This is a genomic window from Flavivirga jejuensis (assembly GCF_030540765.1).
Lineage (GTDB): Bacteria > Bacteroidota > Bacteroidia > Flavobacteriales > Flavobacteriaceae > Flavivirga > Flavivirga jejuensis.
In genome coordinates this window covers 378,899-401,738 of record NZ_JAUOEL010000003.1, presented here as the reverse complement: position 1 = coordinate 401,738, position 22,840 = coordinate 378,899, and the positions used below count along the sequence as shown (strand labels likewise).

At 32.4% G+C, this 22,840-nt stretch carries 16 protein-coding genes, 2 tRNA genes and 2 pseudogenes; 7 read left to right on the top strand and 13 right to left on the bottom strand.

All coding sequences use genetic code 11. The annotated features are described in order from the left end of the window. The first annotated feature begins 159 nt into the window (after positions 1–159). Together Q4Q40_RS10325 and Q4Q40_RS10320 are read left to right on the top strand one after the other, a co-directional pair. A complete protein-coding gene (locus Q4Q40_RS10325; RefSeq protein ID WP_303301716.1) occupies positions 160–1,038 on the top strand; it encodes a hypothetical protein in 879 nt (292 codons plus the stop codon). A gap of 146 nt (positions 1,039–1,184) precedes the next feature. Further along, complete coding sequence (locus tag Q4Q40_RS10320) at positions 1,185–2,492, top strand: beta-helix domain-containing protein (protein ID WP_303301715.1); 1,308 nt, start codon at positions 1,185–1,187, stop codon at positions 2,490–2,492. Positions 2,493–2,616: 124 nt separating this feature from the next. On the opposite strand, the gene Q4Q40_RS10315 is transcribed toward Q4Q40_RS10320, so the two are convergent. Beyond that, the gene (locus Q4Q40_RS10315) at positions 2,617–3,150 is read right to left on the bottom strand and encodes an RNA methyltransferase (RefSeq protein ID WP_303301714.1); all 534 of its coding nucleotides are present in this window, start codon (positions 3,148–3,150) and stop codon (positions 2,617–2,619) included. Positions 3,151–3,496: 346 nt separating this feature from the next. On the opposite strand from Q4Q40_RS10315, the gene mutS reads away from it, so the two are divergent. The 3 genes from mutS (at position 3,497) to Q4Q40_RS10300 (ending at position 6,389) form a co-directional block, all read left to right on the top strand. Next, positions 3,497–6,106 carry a DNA mismatch repair protein MutS gene (gene mutS, locus Q4Q40_RS10310; RefSeq protein ID WP_303301713.1) on the top strand — a complete coding sequence of 870 codons (2,610 nt, stop codon included), beginning with the start codon at positions 3,497–3,499 and terminating at the stop codon, positions 6,104–6,106. Between the two features lie 99 nt (positions 6,107–6,205). Further along, positions 6,206–6,277, top strand: a tRNA-Gly gene (locus Q4Q40_RS10305). A gap of 28 nt (positions 6,278–6,305) precedes the next feature. Continuing rightward, positions 6,306–6,389, top strand: a tRNA-Leu gene (locus Q4Q40_RS10300). A 468-nt stretch (positions 6,390–6,857) separates the two neighbouring features. Here Q4Q40_RS10300 and Q4Q40_RS10295 read toward each other — a convergent pair. The 11 genes and pseudogenes from Q4Q40_RS10295 to Q4Q40_RS10245 all read right to left on the bottom strand — a co-directional run. Further along, positions 6,858–7,925: an ABC transporter permease gene (locus Q4Q40_RS10295; RefSeq protein WP_303301712.1), complete on the bottom strand. Its 1,068-nt coding sequence runs from the start codon at positions 7,923–7,925 to the stop codon at positions 6,858–6,860. Between the two features lie 2 nt (positions 7,926–7,927). Continuing rightward, a complete protein-coding gene (locus tag Q4Q40_RS10290) occupies positions 7,928–8,884 on the bottom strand; it encodes an ABC transporter ATP-binding protein (RefSeq protein WP_303301711.1) in 957 nt (318 codons plus the stop codon). 2 nt (positions 8,885–8,886) lie between these two features. Then, the gene (locus tag Q4Q40_RS10285; protein ID WP_303301710.1) at positions 8,887–10,035 is read right to left on the bottom strand and encodes a COG1470 family protein; all 1,149 of its coding nucleotides are present in this window, start codon (positions 10,033–10,035) and stop codon (positions 8,887–8,889) included. Positions 10,036–10,116: 81 nt separating this feature from the next. Further along, complete coding sequence (locus Q4Q40_RS10280; protein WP_303301709.1) at positions 10,117–11,070, bottom strand: DUF4340 domain-containing protein; 954 nt, start codon at positions 11,068–11,070, stop codon at positions 10,117–10,119. A 41-nt stretch (positions 11,071–11,111) separates the two neighbouring features. Next, complete coding sequence (locus Q4Q40_RS10275; RefSeq protein ID WP_303301708.1) at positions 11,112–12,614, bottom strand: GldG family protein; 1,503 nt, start codon at positions 12,612–12,614, stop codon at positions 11,112–11,114. 104 nt (positions 12,615–12,718) lie between these two features. Next, on the bottom strand, positions 12,719–13,441 hold the full coding sequence (locus Q4Q40_RS10270) for an ABC transporter permease subunit (protein WP_303301707.1): 723 nt from the start codon (positions 13,439–13,441) through the stop codon (positions 12,719–12,721). Between the two features lie 2 nt (positions 13,442–13,443). After that, positions 13,444–14,373, bottom strand: a complete 930-nt coding sequence (locus tag Q4Q40_RS10265; RefSeq protein ID WP_303301706.1) for an ATP-binding cassette domain-containing protein — start codon at positions 14,371–14,373, stop codon at positions 13,444–13,446. Positions 14,374–14,411: 38 nt separating this feature from the next. Further along, positions 14,412–14,831 carry a hypothetical protein gene (locus tag Q4Q40_RS10260; protein WP_303301705.1) on the bottom strand — a complete coding sequence of 140 codons (420 nt, stop codon included), beginning with the start codon at positions 14,829–14,831 and terminating at the stop codon, positions 14,412–14,414. A gap of 20 nt (positions 14,832–14,851) precedes the next feature. Next, positions 14,852–15,244, bottom strand: a complete 393-nt coding sequence (locus tag Q4Q40_RS10255; protein WP_303301704.1) for a hypothetical protein — start codon at positions 15,242–15,244, stop codon at positions 14,852–14,854. A gap of 575 nt (positions 15,245–15,819) precedes the next feature. Next, entirely contained in the window at positions 15,820–15,873 is a 54-nt protein-coding gene (locus Q4Q40_RS10250; RefSeq protein ID WP_303301969.1) for a hypothetical protein, read from the bottom strand. 178 nt (positions 15,874–16,051) lie between these two features. Next, positions 16,052–16,321 (bottom strand): annotated as a pseudogene (locus tag Q4Q40_RS10245) (transposase family protein); the annotation flags it as partial. 824 nt (positions 16,322–17,145) lie between these two features. On the opposite strand from Q4Q40_RS10245, the gene Q4Q40_RS10240 reads away from it, so the two are divergent. Continuing rightward, on the top strand, positions 17,146–20,274 hold the full coding sequence (locus tag Q4Q40_RS10240) for a SusC/RagA family TonB-linked outer membrane protein (protein ID WP_303301703.1): 3,129 nt from the start codon (positions 17,146–17,148) through the stop codon (positions 20,272–20,274). Between the two features lie 18 nt (positions 20,275–20,292). Further along, positions 20,293–21,972: a RagB/SusD family nutrient uptake outer membrane protein gene (locus Q4Q40_RS10235; protein ID WP_303301702.1), complete on the top strand. Its 1,680-nt coding sequence runs from the start codon at positions 20,293–20,295 to the stop codon at positions 21,970–21,972. Between the two features lie 351 nt (positions 21,973–22,323). Here Q4Q40_RS10235 and Q4Q40_RS10230 read toward each other — a convergent pair. Next, positions 22,324–22,413: pseudogene (locus Q4Q40_RS10230) on the bottom strand (IS5/IS1182 family transposase); the annotation flags it as partial. Positions 22,414–22,840 lie beyond the last annotated feature (427 nt).

Genomic DNA, 22,840 nt, shown 5'->3' with positions numbered 1-22,840 from the left:
TCAAGCTTTTCAATCAAGTTAAATTATAAATAAATACCATGTTTCAAGCCATTTAAACCATAAAAACTTGTATTTAAGCGAGTTTTTTTGAGGCTATAGAAGGTAAGTATATACATTTGGAGTACCCTCATTTACTTTGTTAAACTTAATTTATAATTTATGAAAACTATTTTCATATGGTCGGTTTTTACATTCTTAACAGTATGTAATACGTATTCTCAAGAAAAGCACTACGAATTTAACAGGCTCAATACTAGGAAACAAACGTTAAAAGGGCAGTCTACTTCAAAAATTTATGATGTCTCTTATGTAAAAACAGGGGAATCATTAAATCCAGAATTTACTAGATTAAAAAGTGAGTTAGATAAGGTCATGGCCGATAGTATTTCTAAAACGGCAGATTATTACAAGACTCTTGATAGATTTAATGATATATCGACAGTTAAAAGCAAAGTCGTTGCTTTTAATAACTCAAGTGAGTCTTTTAGAAATAAAGTAGCGCTTTTAAAAGAAGCACAAATTCTAGCTTTAAAACATAATATTAACGATCTTTTTTATTCCGATAACTACATAAATAAAGATATGAAGGCTGGATTTTTACTTCTTAGTTTAAATCCTGAGAAAATGAAAGCGCATTTAAATAAGGTTTTATTGAAATTAGATAATAAAATTAAAGTTCCAGAAAAACCTACTTATCAATCAATTGCTACTTTAAGAGAGAAATTATCCAATACTAAGAAAATAAAAGATACTAAAAACCTAAAAAGTAAAAAAGGGTATAGGTTACAAAATAGCATAGTCCCTCCTGAAGAGGTAATAGGAGATTTCTTGGTTGTAGGCGAATATTTTGTATTAAGTATACCAACCAATAGGTTTTTGAAAGATCAATTAATATCGAAAAAAACTGTTTTAAATTTACGTATAACTAAAGAGAAATTATACACTAAAGAAGAGCGCGTGTTAATTCAGAATAAGCGAACTAAAGAAATGTATTTGGTGGATAATAGTTTTTTAAACAGCTTTTCTGTTAAAAGTTAAGAAGATTCTATTGGGTTTAGAAACTTTAAATTTTATCCCTTATTTTATCTTGCCTTGACTACGAACGTAATTCACCCAAACTAATTCCAAAAACAAAACTTAAACAGTCTCTTAATAAAAAACTGTTTTAATAATAAATATGTATCATGAAAAATTTCACTAAAATAATATGGTTGCTAATAGTCGTTTCTGCTAGCGTTAGTGCTCAACAAGAAAAAGGTATCATAGGTGCTAATAATTTGTTCAATGCTTGGACCGAATTTAGACCCAATACAGTGGATTATGGAGAAAGTACTCATATATTGACTGGTAATATAACAGAAGATACAACACTTTATAAAGCTCATACTTATTTGTTGTTAGGAAATGTTTTTGTTACCAATAATGCCATTCTTAGTATAGAACCTGGAACAGTTATTATGGGGGATTCTAAATCGAAAGCAACGCTTACTATTACTGTAGGAGCTGCTTTAATAGCTGAAGGGACTTTAACCGACCCTATAGTTTTTACTTCAAATGAAACGACCAAAAAAGCAGGAGATTGGGGAGGTATAATAATCCTTGGAGATGGGTATACTAACAAATTAGAGAAAAGTTCTGGTACTTCTTTTTATGCAGAAATTGAAACCTCAAACTATAAACACACAAATTTTGGAGGAGAGGGGTTAAAAGACAACTCTGGATTTATATCATATGTAAGAGTGGAATATGCAGGAGGAAAAACGAAAAGATCTAATGTTTCCAATGCTTTGCTGTTAGGTGGAGTAGGTGCAAAAACGACAATAAATAATGTTATGATAAGCTATTCTGCGGGCAACTCCTTTAACGTTATTGGAGGAGCAGTTAACTTGGATAAAATGGTTTCATATAAATCTAATGGAAATGATTATAATTTTAGTTATGGGGCGGTGTGTAATATAAATAACTCATTAGCTGTTCGGTCGCCTTATATGTCATATGGTGAATCTAAATGTATTAACGCGGTCTCCTATAATAATGTTGAAGAGGTCGATTTTACTAAAGAAGGGACAGTAGTAGTAGCAAAAAATATGACACTTTTAACGGATGCTAAAAACTTAGATTATGAAATTGAAGTAGGTCTGGTAAAGGAATCAATATATATAGGAGGAAATACAAATTTTAAAATTGAGAGAAGCGTCATATCTGGTTTTAGTAAAGCTGTAGTGCTTGATAAAAATATCAAAATTAATGATACTGGTTTGGAAAGGATACAATTTGAAAATACACATTTTAACAATTGTAAAGGGACTATTTTTTTAAAGTTTAACGATAACAATGGAGATTTAGAAAGATGGTATAAAAACCCTTCTTTTTTTAATGTCTACTCTAAAACTAATCATTCCGAATTGTTCATTGATTTAGACAACGGTAAAAGACCAGATTATAGATTGCTTAAAAATAAAATAATAGCTATGAGTATGGTTCAAAAATAACTAATGATTAATCATTGAAAATTTTTGTATGAATTTTGCGATTAATAAAAACGAATTATAAGGGGCATCGTTTTATGTTTATTTGGTGTCAAACATAAATTTTCGTGTTTTGTTTAATAGTGTGCTATTCGTTATTCAACTTAGAGAACAGATCCCAAACAACAACGCCACAACTCACAGAAATATTTAATGAGTGTTTGGTTCCAAACTGTGGAATCTCAATAACGGTATCGCTAGCACTCACCACATCTTGAGCAACACCTTTTACTTCGTTGCCAAAAACCAAAGCGTAGGTTGTATTTGGTTTTGGGATAAAATCATTTAACATGGTGGTATTCTCAGCTTGTTCAATAGAGCAAACTTTTACATTCTCAGTTTTTAATCTTTCAATTAAATCCATCGTATTTTCAATATGTTCCCAGTCTACCGTGTCGGTACTTCCTAAAGCTGTTTTGTGAATGTCTTTATGAGGAGGTGTAGCCGTTATGCCGCAGAGATAAATTTTTTCGATTAAAAAAGCATCACTCGTTCTAAATACCGATCCAATATTATTAAGACTTCTAATATTGTCTAAAACAATAATAAGTGGTGTTTTTTGTACCGACTTAAAATCATCAACACTCAATCGGTCTAATTCACTATTTTTTAGTTTTCGCATAAGAAATATTCCTTTTTTTATTTCCGCAAAAGCGGAAACCTCATTCAGTATTTACATTTATACTGTAGTAATCTCTTTTAGTAACAATTTTTATTAATAAGATTGCTATATCCCGATAGTGTTGAGTACGCTCCAAAAATTTCCCCAACGATAATAACATTTTTGTGTTTAGATTCAATTTTTGTTAAAATCTATCAATAATTGTAGATAACTTATAATGCCTCAATTTTAAAAAAAATCAAAATAGTACTACTTTAGCAACCCTGCTATATGCGCAAAAATAATATTTAAAAACCAGATTACCATTGGTAAGATTTCCGTCTTCACGGAAATGAAAAAAGATTAAATGAAAAAAGAGAAAAAAGAAACCCCTTTAATGAAACAATACAATGCGATTAAGGCTAAGTATCCAGATGCCTTATTGTTGTTTCGTGTAGGCGATTTTTACGAAACCTTTGGAGCAGATGCTGTTAAAACTGCGGGTATTTTAGGTATTATTTTAACCAAACGAGGCGCTGGCAGTGAAAGTGAAATCGAATTGGCAGGATTTCCACACCATTCGTTAAACACCTATTTGCCTAAATTAGTAAAAGCTGGTGAGCGTGTTGCTATTTGCGATCAATTGGAAGATCCTAAGCAAACCAAAACGATTGTAAAACGTGGTGTAACGGAGTTAGTAACTCCAGGTGTAGCGTTAAATGATGAGGTTTTAGTAGCAAAATCCAATAACTTTTTGTGTTCGGTTTATTTTGATAAAAAATATATCGGTATTTCGTTTTTAGATATTTCTACTGGGGAATTTTTAACCTCACAGGGGAATGCAGAGTATATTGATAAGCTATTACAGAATTTCAATCCGAGTGAGGTGCTGGTTTCTAAACAAAAACGGGCCATGTTTAGCGAAACGTTTGGAAGTGATTTTCATACATTTTATATGGAAGATTGGGTCTATCAAACAGATTATGCCCATGAGACATTAATAAAACATTTCGATACAAAAACACTTAAAGGTTTTGGGGTTGAAGATTTGCATGAAGGTATTATAGCATCGGGTTCCATCCTTCATTATTTATCGGAAACGCAGCATAATAAGTTACAGCATATTACTTCTATTTCTAGAATAGCTGAAGATGATTATGTGTGGATGGATAAATTCACTATTAGGAATTTGGAGCTTTACAATTCTACGAATCATAATGCGGTGACGCTTTTAAATGTGATAGATAAAACCATTTCGCCTATGGGCGGTCGTTTATTAAAACGTTGGTTGGCATTGCCTTTAAAAAATGTTGATAAGATAAAAGAGCGTCATGAAGTAGTTCGTTTTTTAACAGAGGAAACCACCGTACTTCAAAAAATTCAAAACCATGTTAAGCATATTGGTGATTTAGAACGACTCATTTCTAAAATAGCGACAGGCAAAGTAAACCCACGTGAAGTTATTCAGCTTAAAAATTCTTTAGAAGCTATTGTGCCTATAAAATCGTTAACATCTCATTGTGAAAACGAATCGGTCAAAACAATTGGTGATAAGCTACAGAGCTGTGATGTACTTCGCGAAAAAATTAAAGAAACACTTAATGAAGAGGCTCCTGTAAATGTGCTTAAAGGAAATAGTATTGCGGCTGGTTTTTCTTCAGAACTGGACGAATTGAGAGATTTGTCGAAGTCTGGAAAAGATTATTTAGATAAAATGTTGGAGCGTGAAAGTGAACGCACAGGGATTGCATCACTAAAAATAGCCTCAAACAATGTATTTGGATATTATATTGAAGTACGTAATACACATAAAGATAAAGTACCTGAAGATTGGATTAGAAAGCAAACCTTAGTAAGTGCCGAAAGATACATCACAGAAGAACTTAAAGAATACGAAGCTAAAATATTAGGTGCAGAAGATCGAATTCAAGCCATAGAACAACAGTTGTTTGCAGAATTGGTTGCATGGATGAGCCTATATATAAAACTAGTGCAGCAAAATGCTTATTTAATTGGACAATTAGATTGTTTATGTGGATTTGCTCAATTGGCAAAAGATAATAACTATATATATCCTCTTATTGACGATTCATTTGATTTAGATATAAAAGAGGGGCGCCACCCAGTAATAGAAAAGCAATTGCCTATTGGTGAAGCCTATATTGCTAACGATGTATTTTTAGATAGAACTACACAACAGATTATTATGATAACGGGGCCTAATATGTCTGGTAAGTCTGCTATATTACGCCAAACCGCACTTATTGTACTATTGGCTCAAATAGGAAGTTTTGTGCCAGCAAAAGAAGCTCGGATAGGTTTGATAGACAAAATTTTTACCAGAGTAGGAGCGAGCGATAATATTTCGATGGGAGAATCGACCTTTATGGTAGAAATGAATGAAACGGCTTCTATTTTGAATAATATTTCAGATAGAAGTTTGGTGTTGCTTGATGAAATTGGTCGTGGTACGAGTACTTATGATGGTATTTCAATAGCCTGGGCGATTAGCGAATATTTACATGAACATCCTGCAAAGCCTAAAACATTATTCGCAACGCATTATCATGAGTTAAATGAAATGACTGAAACCTTTGAGGGTGTTAAAAACTTTAATGTATCAGTCAAAGAATTAAAAGACAATGTGCTTTTTTTAAGAAAATTGGTAGAAGGAGGTAGTGAACATAGTTTTGGGATTCATGTTGCGAAAATGGCAGGTATGCCACAGCAAGTTTTGCGTCGTGCAAACAAGATTTTAAAGAAATTAGAGAAGTCTCATTCTAGTGATGAGTTAACAGATAAGGTTAAATCGATAGACGATGAGATGCAACTAAGTTTTTTTAATTTAGATGACCCATTATTGGAGAATATCAAAGAAGAAATATTAGAGACTGATATTGATACACTTACACCCGTGGAAGCGTTGATGAAACTCAATGAAATTAAGCGAATGTTGGTTAAGAAAAAGCGCGCGTAAAATAAATTTTATTTATTTTGCTAAAAGGCTTTGCAATTAGTAGAAAAATTTTAAATTTGCATCCGCAATAGCGATATTGCTCGTTCATTAAAAAAGACTGCGAAAGTAGCTCAGGGGTAGAGCATCACCTTGCCAAGGTGGGGGTCGCGGGTTCAAATCCCGTCTTTCGCTCTGAAACTTTCTTGAAAAATATACCAATGCTGAAGTGGTGGAATTGGTAGACACGTTGGACTTAAAATCCAATGTCCATTAGGACGTACGGGTTCAAGTCCCGTCTTCAGTACTAAGCCTCTACAAGATTTCTTGTAGAGGCTTTTTTTATTCAGATACATATGGTGCAACATTTTGATGTTTTGAGAGTACTCATAGCAAATAATATAAATTGATGTTATTTACGTTAATTTGACGTAAATTAAAAAGATAAATAATGTATGTTGTTTATAAATAGTGTTTTATCATGTATTCAGAGTGAGGCATGAGTGACGAACATCTCATAAAGAAGAGATGCCTCATCAAAAGCTACGTTCCATGCCTTCAAACAAAATATATTTTGTTTTCGATAGCCTTCGAATGACACAATTTTATTATTTATATACACAAATTGCTTATTATCAATATTTAATATGTCGACTGACGTTATTTGGTAACAAAATGTATTATTTTTCAGGATAGGTACTAATCAAGGTTTAATTTTCAACCCTCTATATTGCGTGTTTATAACAAGCACAATTTTTACAATCTGAGTTTATCACTACCCTCTAGAACGGATTTCTCGCTTCATAAAAATTACATATGAGAATAAAAAACATAATAAAGTCAACGCCAGTAAACCTGTAACTTGTGGCCAAACCAGCAATAAACTTTGTCCAATTGGCAACGAGCTTGGAATAGCCCCGTGCATCTGTTCCATAGTTAACGGACTTAAACTGCGAACAGATGGCACTAAAAGAGCAGAGGTAATTTCATTGAATAACTCACTTGGCATTATTTGAACCAAATAAAACTTTAACTTTTGATATATAAAGATCTTGCTTTCTGAAGCAAATTTTGAAGGTTCTGAACCTTTAATTATTATGTTCACAATTAGCGGATAAAAAATGGTAAAAAATAACCATACAGCTAGACCCGACAATGCAGAAGTCGCAGGTTGTTTAAAACGAACCGAAAACAAAATAGACAAGTTTAGCCAGAAAGAAACGTATACAATGCTTAATATGGTATATATAACAATACGTATAAACTCTTCTGCAGTAGGAGGTATTCCTAAGGCTACTAATCCAGCACCTATAACCAGAAAACTTAATGTAAAAAGCATGACACTTATTACGATGATTCCTGCCAAAAATTTCGCGTTAATGATATAATCTCTTGGAATTGGTTGTGCCATAACACGACTCAATGTGCCTTTGTTTTGTTCCGAGCTAATAGCATCAAACCCTAAGCTTATTCCAAACAGAGGACCTAAAAATCCAACAAACACAAAAAACGAAGGTAGAGTTCCGTCTGATTTGGTAAACAAATTCAAAAAAAAGAAGGTGTTTTCTGAGTTATTTGTTGCAAATGTTTTAGCTGTATCTGCGAGTGTTGAAAATAATGTTCCCATGCAAGCTAATGCAATAATGGCAAATAGAATAATGAAGCGCCAATTTCGGATATGATCCGTAATTTCCTTTTGTACCATTACTTTAAAAGACGCTAAGGAAAAATTAGAGGCATTATCAGGAGTCCTTCTTTTAAAAAAATCAATAAAATTGATTAATTCTAAGAATTTTATTTTTGCAAAATTCGCAATATTTATTTTAAATACTTTAGTGTTCATATTTATTTTTCTTCTTGAAAATATTGATGATAAATATCGTCTAGTCCATATTCTTTTTTAGTTAAATAACTAAGACCGTATCCTAAATTCACAATAAGTTTAGATAGTTCATCAGAAATATCATGTTTCGATTCTATCAAAAAACAATTATTGTTCAACGTTACGTTAGCAACACTTTTTATCTGTTTTATTTTTTTTGTAACTTCTTCCAAAGGGGGATTTAAATTTGTCTGATCGCTTGTAACTCCTACTTCAATAGTAAAAGTGTTTTTAGTGAATAATTGTTCAGCTAAATCACTAATTTTTCCTTCAGCCAATAACTTACCCTTTACAAAAATCCCTACACGGTCGCATACCTGCTGTATTTGATGTAAATGATGAGATGAAAAGAGCACGGTAATTCCTTGCTTTCGACTTAATCGAACTATAAGCTGAAGAAACTTTCTTACACCTTCGGGATCAAGTCCTAAGGTGGGCTCATCCAGTATAATTACTTCAGGTTCTTTTATTAAAACATCTGCAAGACCTAGCCGTTGACGCATTCCTCTGGAGTAGCTTTCAACTTTCTTATCTTTTGCATCCAGCAAACCCACCTTTTCAAGTATATCTAAAGCACTTTTTCGAGCTTGTTTAATGGGAATATTATTTAAACGAGCTATATACATTAGATTCTGCAGACCAGAATAATCATTATAAAAACCTACATCTTCAGGTAAATACCCGACTTTACTTTTAACATCAAGCGGGCTTCTTGTAGCATCTATACCACATACTTTAACAGATCCAGAATCTACTTCAGTTAAACCAAGAAGCATAAGAATTGTTGTTGATTTACCTGCTCCATTGGGACCCAACAAACCAAAAATTTCGCCTTTTTCTATGGAGAGTGTCAAATCATCTACCGCTAGATGGGATCCATATTTTTTAGTTAAACCAGATACTTCTATACGCTTTCCCATAATTATCTTCTACCATATTTTTTAAATAGGTAATAAATGGCTCCTAATGTTCCAGCTATTATAAAAATACCTAGCCAACCCCATAATAAAGGTGTTTTTACCAGGATTCTTATGGATGCTATTGAAGATGTTTCTGGGGTTTTAGCTGTGATTTTTGATATATAATCTCCTGGTATTGCTTTATCGGCTGCCTTTATAGTTGCATATACCTGCGCACTAGTACCAGCTTCTAGAGAAGGTATGGTATCTGGTTTCATTGAAATTTCCCAATCTTTAGGTTTTGATGTCTTAAAAGTAATATCACTCAATCTACTCGAGCCAGAATTCTTTACCAATAGTTCTATTTGTTTTTCTCGACCAGAAGTTATACTAGAACTTAATAAACCTGTAGGCGTAGTCAGTTCTAAATTATAAGAGCCTTTTATAACTACTTCTAGTTCCAAATTGGCAGAACTATACTTATTAGTTGCCTGTACAGGTATTTTATAGGATCCAGATTTTATTCCAAACGGAGGTTTTACTTCAATAGAAATATTGCTTGTCTTTCCAGGTGCTATTTCAACTGCTGTTGCTTGTCTGCTGTTAGGCTTAAAAATGACATTCCAGCCTCGAGGCACTCTGGCAAGCAATGAATACACTTGCTTTTCTCCAGTATGATTTTTTAATTTTGCAGAAAAATTAAAATTCGACTTAGAGTGACCTTCCATATTAATCTGATCGGAGGTAAACTCAGTCTTAAAAGTCCCTTGTTCAGACACATCAATTATTATAGGAAGTACATCATAATTTTTAGCAATAACTCTAATTTTATAGGCTCCCTTGTTAACTTTTGAAGGTACATTAATAGTCAAAGAGACCGTTTTTTTCTCACCTGGGAGCACCGATATTCGATTAATACTAAACCCTCCTGCTTTTAAAGTAGAATTCCAATCTTTAGGCAATCCTGACAAAAAGAGGTCTACATTTTTTAGCTGACTTCCATAATTTTTAACTTCAATGGTATAGTCAATAGACTCTCCAGGGGGGACAGAAATATTTGTATATGGTGTATACAAAATGATCCCGTTACCAGCTTTGACTGAAAAACTACAAAACAATACAAATGCTAATGAAAATAAAAAAGTACTTAATAAAGATTTATTGGGTGTCATAAAAAACTATTTTATAATTCTTAAATAAATTCGAAAAATTGTGATGATTTAAATATTATACTTGGTTGTTACATAATAAACTTATTTTGAAAAATGGTCTTGGCTCATAAACAATCGCTTAAATAGTCCTGTGGAATCGCTTTCAACAAAAACATTTGGATGTTGGGAAGCATTCATGATAAACTTATTTCCTGTAGAATCTCTATAAACCTTCACAATAAGGTCTTCCATTGAATTACTTTTAATAGTCAACTTATAATCGGCTTTATCTTTTGGAGTAAAACCATCTGTAAATTGTGAACTATTTTGACTTCGTAGTGTATTAAGATATTGAGCCACCTTGGTAGAATCAGTTGAAACCGTTCCCATCGTCCAAACAGAATCTTTTTTAGTAATGGAGAACTCCTCGTTACCAGTCTCAAATTTCAATTGTGTAATTAAATCTTTATCAACTTTTATAAATTCTGAATTTCGCCATGTGTTAAATTTGCGTTTAAAAGTACTGGAAAGGCCACTTTTTGTAGCATAGGTCTTAGGATTGCCTTTTAATCTGAAATAAGTAGACGCATCCATGGAAGGTTGTCCTCCATACCCAGAGTTTAAAGATTGTTTATAAGTCGTTTTTCCAAAATATAGTTTTGTTGTTTTTTCTTTGCCCTTTTCTTTAATTTCAACGCATTGCGCTAAAGAATCGGTGAGTTCATACGTACCCCATTTATCTTTGGTTTTAGCAACTAACTGTTCTGTTTTTATATGTTCTAACTGTCCTAGTGCAGTTCTAACAGTTGATTGGTTAGCCATAGTTTTTATATGACCTTGTGCCACTTGCCAACCATTAGTTTCCCTTGAAATAATAATAGGATCTTCTTTTATAGTTAATGCTGGGTGAATGGTAATTTTATCCACTTGGCTTGAGTCCAATTGAATCACTTCAGCTTTAAAATTTGCACTGCTATTCTTTTTAAAATAATTTGTGGTTACAAATAGCAGAATCAAACCAATTAATACTGCAATTAATATGTTGTTTTTTTTCATTTGTTTATTTTTTAAAGTCGTACTTGCCCTGCGCTCATGTGTCATTCATAACTTTCTTCTATTCTTCTACTACGTTTATTTCTGTTTATCTGCATTCTAATAATACCATAGATAACTACTAGTAAAATAGGTAGTAAAAAATTGAGGTACTTCAACGTTGTTTTAGTGCCTTCTTCCAAGGTGTCAATTGGGCGGTATCTAATGCCTTTATTTCTTAGGTCTATTAGCCCAGTATCATCACTTAACCAATCAATAGCATTAACCATTAGATTAACATTTCCTTGTTGTATCTGTTGTTGTTCTTTATTAATAGGGAAATCGCCATCCGCAACTACGCAAATGCGTGATCGATTACCGTTGGCATGAGTTTGTTCCAATACACCTGCTATTACTTGATTTGGTGAATTAAAATCCTTTTCTGTCCATTGTTTTTGAATGTCAAAAAATTGAGGGGCTTGCATTGTTGCCGAATTTTTTGAAGAAAAAGCTAAGGGGGTGAATGTGGAAAGAGAATCTTTAGCCGTAAACTTTAACGAACTGGTAAACTGCATCACCACGGCTTCTAAGCCTTTAGTTATTGGATGATCTGCAAATTTACTCACAATTGGGATATACGGAAAAGAAACATTTGAAGTGAAATTAAAGAAACCTTGCTGTTGTTGCACGCCTACAGTTGCACATTGCGCATCCACAACAAAATCCTCTCGTATTTCCAATCCCTTTTCTTTAAGCCATTTTTCTACACCAGTAGTAAGTGCAGTACCGTAAGAATTATTTAAATCTCCGTTTACCCTATTTAAAGCGATAAATAAGTTACCTCCATTTTCCAAAAATTTATCTAATTGATTAAGACTAGATTCGTTAATAGTATCCTTAGGGCGCACAATAGCTAAAGTCTTTATGTTTTCAGGAACAGGCACGCTGTCGTTTACTTTAGTAGACTTAAAATCATATAAAACATCTAAGGCCGTTTTTACTTGTGAAAGTTCCGAAATTGAGGCTTGCCCGTAACCTTCCATCAAACCGGCTTCAGGTTTGTCGGTTACGGCAATCTTTTTTATTGATGAGGATAACAGATATTCTAAAGGTGCCCCAGGCTGCATAAATGGAATCACTTCTTTCTGTTCTTCCAACTCTAAAACGGCTCCTAAAAAGGCTCGCTGCTGTTTCATTTGATCCTTTTCACGAACATTGATCATGACTGGATTAATACCTGCTTCAATAGCTTCGCGCTCTGTGTCTTCATTTTCATTAGGGTTAATAAAAGTAAATACCAGATTATCATCTGAGTTTCGGGCATATTCTATTAAATATGCCTCAAAATTATTCTTAGTTTTTGCAATATCGGGAGGAAGATTCTCAGAAAAATAGGCTTTAACAGTAATTGGATTTTCTAAAGACTTCATAATATTTTCCGTTGCTTCACTCAGGGTATACTGTTTGTCTTCGGTTAAATCTATCCTAAAAAAATACTGTTCTGATACTAAGTTTACAAATAGAAGAATGCCTAGAATCAATAGAATAGTTATGTATGTTTTTTTCATGTGTTTATAATTATTTTTTTTCAACGATCACATGTAACATTCATTTAGTCATTTTCAGTGTATCGAAAATTTAGTAATGAATGTTTCATTTGATATAATATTGATTAAGAAAAATGTCTTTTAGATAAGGACCACTCTCCGAGGTAAAGCCCTAAAACGGTTATGGAAAGAAAATAAACTAAGTCTTTGGAGTCTATCACGCCTCTTGAAATAGATTCAAAATGAGATTGAAGATTTAAGGTATCGAAAATCTGCCCTAAAGGACCTGTAAAGTTTTGAGCTAATACTCCAAAAATAATATGAAAAAACAAGCCAATAAATAGGGCTGTCATAAATGCAACAATCTGATTTGTAGTAATGCTACTTGCGAAAACCCCAATAGCTGTGTAGGTTATACTCATTAATAATAAGCCAAGGTAGCCACAAATAGTACCTCCATTATCTAAATTTCCGATATTGGAAATAGTGATAACGTAAGGCAATGTTGCTAACAAGGCAATACATACTAACAAAACCGAGCCTAAAAATTTACCTAGTATCAGTTGGCGGTCAGTTACCGATTTAGTCAACAAAAGTTCCAATGTTCCTGTTTTTCTTTCTTCAGCTAACATTTTCATGGTTATAGCAGGAATAAAAAAGAAAAGGCTCCATGAAGCAATACTAAAGAATACACGAAGATTTGCTTGCCCTACTAGAAAAATATCGTTTCCATAAAGCCATGTGAAAAATCCACTGAATCCTAAAAAAAGGCCTAAAATGATATAGGCTATAAGTGAGTCGAAAAAGGTTGCCAGTTCTCGTTTGGCAATGATCCAAATTGTTTGCATATTTAGTTTACTGTTAAGTTTCTGAAAATATCCTCAAGTTTTGTTTCCATAGGGGTGAGTTCGGTCAGCACCCATTTTTTCTGAACACATAGGTTAAATATATGCCGTTTAGAAGTCTGTTCGGCAAGGCTTTGCACTTCAAATAAATTTTGATTTTGTTGAACATATTCTACAGATTGAACGGTATTCAATTCTTTTAAAGATTTCAAAATCAAATCAGCATCACCATCCTCGATACGGAGCTTTAGCACTTCATTGCCTTGAGCCTGTTTTCTGAGTGTTTCTGGTGTTCCGTTTGCTACTATCTTTCCTTTATTAATAATAAGAATACGGTCGCAAGTAGCTTCTACTTCAGGAAGGATGTGTGTACTAAGGATGACTGTTTTTTCTTTACCTAAATCACGAATTAATTTCCTAATCTCAATAATTTGGTTAGGATCTAGTCCAGTAGTAGGTTCATCTAAAACTAGAATTTCTGGGTCATGAATCATGGCTTGTGCAAGCCCTACACGTTGCCGATATCCTTTAGATAATTCTCCAATTTTTTTGTGCTTTTCTCTGTTTAAACCACAAACCCCAATCATTTCACGAATTCTTTTATCAATATTCAACGTGTCTATTCCTTGGAGAGACCCACAAAATTCTAAGTAATCCATCACAGGCATGTCGAGGTATAGTGGGTTATTTTCTGGAAGGTAGCCAATATGTTTTTTTAAATCATTAGAAGGATTCGTAACACTTTTACCTCCTATATGAATATCGCCTTTTTCAATTCCAATATATCCAGTAATCATTTTCATTGTGGTAGATTTTCCTGCCCCATTGGGACCTAAAAATCCAAGGACTTCTCCAGTCTTAACATCAAAGCTGATATCATTTACAGCTGTTTGAGGTCCATAAGTTTTGGTTAGTTTTTCTATTTGTATATCCATATTTGATATATCACTTATTAATTTAGTTAAACATTAATTTAAATTTTTTTGAGAGATGATTGCTCTTTTTTTTGGTGATGCCTTTTAAATATGCTGTCAAATTGCTTTTGATGGTCTTCTAGTCTTTGCTGCAAAATGGAATCGAGGCTACTAAAGTTTTGATGGAATAGGTTTGGAAATCCAAAATCTGAGTGATCAAAAGTATCTCCAAAGGGTATTGATTCCCGATTTGAAAAAAAATGTTTCATGATAGAATCCATTCTTTTAGCATCCATATTTAAATTGCTACTGGAATAACTGTAAATAGAATCATATCTGATGAGGTTTCCATTTTCATCAAACTCCTTATTTACTTCTATCTTCTCTTCAGGTTGTTTTATAGAATCTTTTTTTTGGGCATTGATAGCTACACTAAACCATAGGGGAGTTGCCAGAAGTATTATATTTAACTTTTTCATGATGTTTTAAATTTGACATTTTATGAAGCTTCGAAAAATTCCATCGTATTTTTTGCATTGTTCTTTTTTGTAAGATGAATTTGTAACGTATTATTTTGAAACAGAATTGAGTTTATAAATTGATATTGTTTATTAGGTAATAGTATATCGAAATCCATATCCTTTTCATTAGCTTCAAACGGCGATGAATTACTTTTAAAATAGAAGGTGTTTTTTGGTTGTTTTATTTTTAATAGGAGCCTTCTATTTTGTACAGTTACCTTATAATTTCCTCTTTTTAGGAAATTGGCTGAAATAAGAATATGAACCCCTGTAGCATCTAAATCCATTTGAAATTTTTTAAATCTCAATGGAGGAAAAGAATTATTTTTAATCTGATTATGCTCTCTTTTAATTTTGTTTAATGAATCCATGACCATTTTTTTAAATTATACTTTAATGTTGGTAAGTATTTGTCTAAAGAAACAGAACTGAAAATGATATATGTACTAAAAATATAAGGGCTATATGAAATAGAAAAATCCCTCAATCAATACGCTTATATATTTATCGATAAAACTTAAATTCAAAAAATTTAATTCCTAAAAGAAGAATAGGAAAAATTAATCGGAATAATTTATGGATGAATTGTAATTCCGAAATAAGCCCGCTTGCTGTACTATTTGGCAGTAAGTTACCTGCTGTTTTTCCAATAGACCAAACAGAAAACGCGGGCATAAAGCTGTTTTCTCGTTTAATAAATTGCATGTTATTATTTCAAATTTTTGTTAAAATTAAAAAAAACAAAAAAAAACCAAAAGTTAAAAAAAGTTAAAATTTCGGTTTTGAACAGACATTTATGTTTTTAATTTTAGACTATTTAAATAATTTATATCCTTTAAATAAAGAGGTTGTTAACTATAGATATTTCCGATAAATCCTGCTTAGTTTCTTATATTTGGATGAGATTTTTTTACACGAATGTTTTTTACATCCCAATATTTAAAATCTAAATAATGCCGATATAGTGGTAGGTAGAACGTCTGTTTTTTGTAATTCGAATTGCTAAAGGATATAAGCCTTCTTTATTCTGTTTTTTCTTAAAACTATTTTTGCATTTGAGATCATAATTTCAATAAATTCATTAAAAAAGATGCTAGGTGTAGAATAGGTATAACATTTTGCTTTTTACAATAGCTTTAATGTCTCTAATTGTTTTTTCATCTATATGCTAAATCACGCCATTCTATAAAACAGGTTTCAAACAGACTGCTATCAATATTAGAAAAGACACGATTAAATGTGTCATGTGATGGTGTCTCCCGTTAGGCAGTTTTAGAAAGCTTTTTTGTATACGTATAGTCTTCCGTTTCATTTCATGATTTTGCGTCACAAGTCACCAAAATTATCCCGATAAGAAAGATGTTTTCTAAATCGTAGAGCTGTTTGTGAGAACGTCTAAAGTCGGATATTTTTCCAAATATGGTCTTTAATTTATTCGTTGTTTTCAATTACTGCATTATATAGATAACCAATATAACACGCGGATTTTTAAAACGGAAAAAAATCAATAATAAACTGATTATTAGTTGTTTGTTTTTGTTTTGTTCTGAAGAACATGATTAGTTTTTAATGTGTTTGCCCTAACTAAAGGAAGGGGGAGAATTTTTAGATTAGAAAAAATATACTTATCTTAAATTTTTGTTAATTAAAATTATTGACCAATAACCACAGAGAATAGACAAAAATTCAACATTTTTGATAGTTTTAGATTATCATTTTACTGTTTTAATTAAAAAAAGAAAAACAACTCCAATTCTTATCTATTATTTTATATATATATCATAAAAAGATAGAAAACCTACCTACTCAGTACTTGAGTACAATAAGCCACAAATAGAATATTTTTTTAACCTAAGAATTAAATTTAACAAACTTCTAACAGGATGTTAATTTTTTTTTGTCGACGGACTGAAGTTATTGGTCGAAATTTTTATTCGCAAGAAATAGAAATTTATATGTTTAAGCGTTCGTGTAAAAACCACTAAAACAAGCGAATAGCACAAATTAATATTAATTTTAACTAAAAAACTTTAAAAATATGAAATGAAAAATACTATTTATTGAACTAGATTTAGAAACAAAAGACAAAAGCCAAAAAAAATCAAAGATCAATATAACCATTGATTTCTCTCTAATAAAAAGATTGTACAGGATAGTGCAGGACAGCACAGTACAGCACAGGATGCTAATGTGCATGTAAACTTTACTTTTGTTAAGAATTTGTTAAAAATTCGTTAAAACTTTATTAAACTAATTAAAACTATGTTACACAATGAAAAAAATTCGATTTAAAGAAATTAGAACACGGGTATTATTTTTAGTCCTTACGTTTGCTTGCTTGGGTGCTTATGCCCAAGAAAGAGTCTTAACAGGGACTGTTCAAGATAATATGGGAACACCGTTAACTGGTGCCAATATATTGCAGGTAGGAACAAATAACGGAACACAGGCCGATTTTGATGGAACCTTTTCTATAATGATTGCAGGCGGCAATGCACAATTAGAAATCTCTTATATTGGTTTTACAACCAAAATTGTCCAAGTTGGTGATCAAAACACTTTAACTATTGTGATGGAAGAAGATGCTCAAGGACTTGATGAAATTATTCTAGTTGGTTATGGAACAGCAAAAAAGAGAGATATAACAGGAGCAGTAGAGCGTGTTACATTAGAAGATTCCCCTGTAGCATTAACTTCTAATACTAGTATTTACCAATCAGTAAGAGGTGCCACAGCTGGTGTAAATATAGGCGCACAAAATACAGCAGGAGGTACTCCTTCAATATCAATTAGAGGGCAAAATTCAATTGATGGTAATAATGAGCCCTTAATTGTGTTAGATGGAATTATATTTCTAGGAAATGTTAATGATATTAACCCTAATGATATTGCTTCTATAGATATTTTAAAAGATGCTTCGGCTTCTGTGGTTTATGGTTCACGTGCAGCTAATGGTGTGTTATTAATAAATACTAAAAAAGGAAAAACAGATAAACCAGTAATTAATTTTTCTTCATCTACAGGTTTTAATACTTGGCAAAATAAACAAGAGCTAATGGGTAGAGACAGATACTTAAATAAATATATCGCACAACAGAACTTTGCTACCGTTGATGATATTGTTTGGGAAGAAGAATATAGAGATGTATTGCAAGACGAAGGTGTAGACACAGATTGGCTTGATTTAATATCTAGAACTGGACAAATTCAAAAACATAATATTTCAGTTTCAGGTAGATCAGATAAATTCAATTATTTCTTTTCTGGTAGTTATGAAGATCACGAAGGGGTTGTTCTTGGTGATGATTATAATAGAATAACAGTACGTTCGCGTTTACAAACAGATATAACAGACTGGTTAGAAGTGGGTATTGATGGATCATATACTAATAGTGATTTTTCTGGAGTAGAAGCTGGTGTTGTTGAAGCAATTCGAATGGCACCAATAGGTTATCCATATCGTTATGACGGGCAACCATTTAATACAGCATCAAATACATCAACAGATTTAGAACGCTATCCAACAGGGAACAATGTAGAAAGTCCACTTTGGGGTACAGATGGTACCGCAGATGATTTTGATGTAAGAAATTATTTTAGATTAGCCGCTAATGCCACCGTTAGAATACCTTGGGTAAAAGGGTTGAAATACACATTGAATTATACATTAAGCCAACAAAATCGTAGAAGAGATCAATTTGAATACGAAAGTCATTTTATAGCACTTCCAGTTCAAGGAACACCTTATTTTGATAGGTACTCTCAAGAATCTTTACAAGCCAACCTTTCTCAGGCAAATGGTAGAAATAGACGATATACAGATAGAAATTATGTGATAGACAATATTATAAATTACAACAATACTTTTGGTAATCATAATATTGATGTGACTTTGGTTGCCACAAGAGATTATAGATTCCAAGATGAATCTTCATTAACTGGTTCTGATTTTGCAGCATTTGGAAATACTAATTTAGGAGTAAACGGCGTACATTTTGCTACAGAAACAACAACTGATTATGATGTGGTTGAAAGATCAAATATAGGCTACTTAGGACGTTTATCTTATGGATTTGATAATAAGTATAACTTAACAGCTTCTATAAGAAGAGATGGAGCTTCAGTTTTTGGAGAAGACATAAGATGGGGTACTTTTTGGTCAATTGGTGGTGCATGGACACTTTCTGAAGAAAACTTTTTAAAAGACAATGAAATTTTAAATTATTTAAAAATTAATGCATCCTATGGAGTTTTAGGTAACCAAGGAATAAAAGAATTCAATTACCAAACATTATCACAAGTAAGTGCTGGAGAACCTGGTAATATTAGATATGCTTTTGGAGACAATCCTTCAGAAAGCCAATTTGGTATTGCACAAGGTAATATTGGTAATTCAAAATTAGGTTGGGAAGGAAGTGACGCATTTAACTTTGGTTTACATGCTGCATTTTTAAATAACCGTATTTCCTTAGATGCGAATGCTTACTATTCTAAAACAAGAGATCAACTTTTCACACGTAACATCCCTACTACAAGTGGGTTTTCAACCATACTTACTAGTTTAGGTCAAATTGACAATAAAGGTCTAGAAATTTCTTTAAGTACTGTAAATGTAGAGACTAAAGATTTTAACTGGACATCTACATTAACGTATTGGCTTAATAGAAGTGAAATTGTTGAGTTGTATGGTGATGATATAGATGGTGATGGTGTAGAAGATGATGATGAAGGTAATAGTTACTTTATAGGTAAACCTTTAGGGGCACAATATGGTTTGGAATATATAGGTGTTGTACAAGCTGATGACACCCAATATATGACAGATAACCCAGGAGCAGAACCAGGAGACCCTATGTTTAGAGATGTAGATGGAGTAGCTGGAATAACTGGTGATGATCGAAAAATTGTAGGATATAATACGCCTAGATTTAGAATGGGTTTAGCTAATACTCTTCAATATAAAAACTTTACATTATACGCGCTAGTTAATGGTACCTTTGGAGGAGGTAAGGATAATTATTTTATAGGTAAAAACCCAAGATATAACTCCTTACAGAGCAGATCAGATTTTAATGAGATAGAAAATGGAGACTGGTGGACACCAGAAAATGAAAGCACAACCAACCTACGTCCAAATTTTGATGAAGACGGTTATGATGGCTACCAATCTAGAGGTTTTGTGCGTGTACAAAATGTTAATTTATCTTATCAGTTTGATCAAAACATCTTTGACAGTTTAAATCTTGGAATAAAATCATTAAGTGTTTATGTAAACGCAGACAACCCTTTACTTTTTACAGATTGGTTTGGAGGAGGAGATCCAGAAAGAGGAATAGCTGCATATGCTGACACACCGCCAGTAATGAGTGCTTATACTTTTGGAGTTAATCTTAGTTTTTAATCTTAAAAAAAAGAAAACATGAAAATAAATAATATAAAAAGAATAATATTTCTATCATTAGTTATCTTAGCTATTGGTTGCGACGATGCAGATTTTTTAGATAATCCGCCAGAAACATTCTTAACGGTTAATAATGTATTTAATTCTGGAACACAAGTAGATCAGGTGCTCATTACTATGTATCAGCAAGACCGTGAATTACGCACAAGAGTAGATCGAAATCAATCTAGAGTAATGCATGGACAAGGTACAGATGTTTTAACTGTGCCAACATTTCGTCAAAACACAAATTTTAGTGATTACAATTCTACAATTACGCCTACAGCTGGTCGTTTAAATACATTATATGCAGAACTCTATCAAATGATATATAATGCCAATTTGGTACTTTCTTTAACAGAACAAGAGGATATTAGTTTTGAATCAGAAGAATCTCGCAAGTATATTGCTGCGCAGGCAAAATTCTTTAGAGCAAAAGCTCATGGGCAAGCAGCTCAACTTTTTGGCAGAGTTGCTATTGTTGATGAAGCAACTACCACAGTTAGGTTTGATTACATACAGTCAGAAAGAGCAGAGATTTATCAATTTGCAATTGATGATTTAGAATCTATACTCGATGACTTACCAGTAACGACAAGCCAACCAGGAAGAGTTGTTAGAGGGGCAGCACAACATTACTTAAGTGAATTTTATTTAGGTGTTGGTGTAGAAAATAGTGATAATGCTGCTTACGATCAAGCTATAAAATATGCCTCTGATATTATTGATGGTGGTGTTTATTCGTTGATGACTAGTCGTTTTGGATCAAGATCTTCAGAGCCTGGAAAAAACGTATGGTGGGATTTATTTCGTTTAAACAATCAAAATTATTCCGATGGGAATACCGAAAGTATTTGGACATACCAATATGATTATGAAGCTTTCAAAGCAGGTGATAATAATGCAAGATTACGTTATCCTTATTTTTTTAGTCCTGTTTGGAGAGCAATACCAGGTGTTATTGGAGAAGATGAATATACAGGTGGTAGAGGAGTTGCTTTTATGAGACCTACAGAATTAACAGAAACTATTATTTGGGATCCAAGTATTTCTGATGGTGATATTAGAGGAGATGAAAGCAACATTAGACGAACTGTTTACTATAATGACCCAGCATATGAAGGAGGTAGCCTTGTAGGACAAATAGTGCCGCAAGATGAATTGGATGCAGCTAACCTAGGATTAGCAGATGGTGCATATTTTCCAATTTATGAAAAGTTAACTACAGATCAATTTGAAGGTCTTGATGACGGTGAAAGAAAAGAAAATTTATTTAGAGATAGATATGTAATTAGACTACCTGAAACTATTCTTTTAAGAGCAGAAGCGCATTTAAGAAAAGGAGATAATCAATCTGCTGCAGATGATATTAATTTAATAAGAGAAAGAGCGCAATGTAACATATTGGCTACTGCAGGTACGGTAGATTTAGATTTCATTTTAGATGAAAGAGCCAGAGAGCTATTTGTAGAAGAATCAAGATGGAATACTTTATTGCGTATGGGTGGTAATGTAGCTTCAGACCGTATTAGAAGATATGCTAAATACGATTATCAAGTTAATAGCTTAACTTTTGATTTTAATACATTTCCAATTCCACAAGCGGTTATAGATCGTAATAAGGATGTTGTTTGGGAACAAAACCCAGGTTGGGAGTAGAACATAACATGTATTTGGTTAAATAATTTAAAGTTTATCTTTTGAATTAATATCGATAAATTAAAAAAACATTTTTAACCACATTACCCCGCTAGCGCGGAAATGTTTGTCTCATTGTACGTAAGAAAAAAAAGAAAGTTTTTGTACGTGTGGTAGTAGCTTTATATAATAGGCTATGTTTGAGATAAAAATCAAGGATTATAAATCCGAGTTAGCGAGGTGTTAAATAATATCGTTTAACCAGATAAAACGAGTTTAGTTGTTTTAAGATTACTCAAATTAAGATTCTTTTATAAAGTAAATCTTTTTTTGGGTAATCTTTTTTTTTATACCTCCCCATAGGCTTACGTACTTTCTGCTTTTTACCTTTTTACCTCCATCAAATCCTCTTTCCTCAGTTCCACTTTTCGTGGTTTTAACAGATTGACTGTCAATTATCCCGATACCAGATTCTTGTTTTTTTATTTGCCTTTTCTTAAATCATTTTCCTTATGATTTGGTAAGGTTGACTAGGTGTTTTTTACTTCAACTTAATTAATTGTTAGCCATTTAGTTATAAAATAGGCATGCATTTAAATAACTGCAAATCAGTTTATTAAGTGTTTGTTTTTGTCTTTTTAATTTGAAATAGTTGCTAAGATTATAGACGAATTCTTTTGTCGATCATGAGAAGTTGTTTGTCGAAATTTTCATTTTTCTGGTGAGAGAAACGGCTAAGTTTATCCATTATTTTAAAGATGCAAATGAAAAAATAAGTATTTAATTATAGTTCAAGAATAGGTTATTCTGAATATAAATATCTTTTAATAAGTATCAAATAAATTACTAACTAAAACAAAAAATTATGGTATGAAATAACATGTATTAA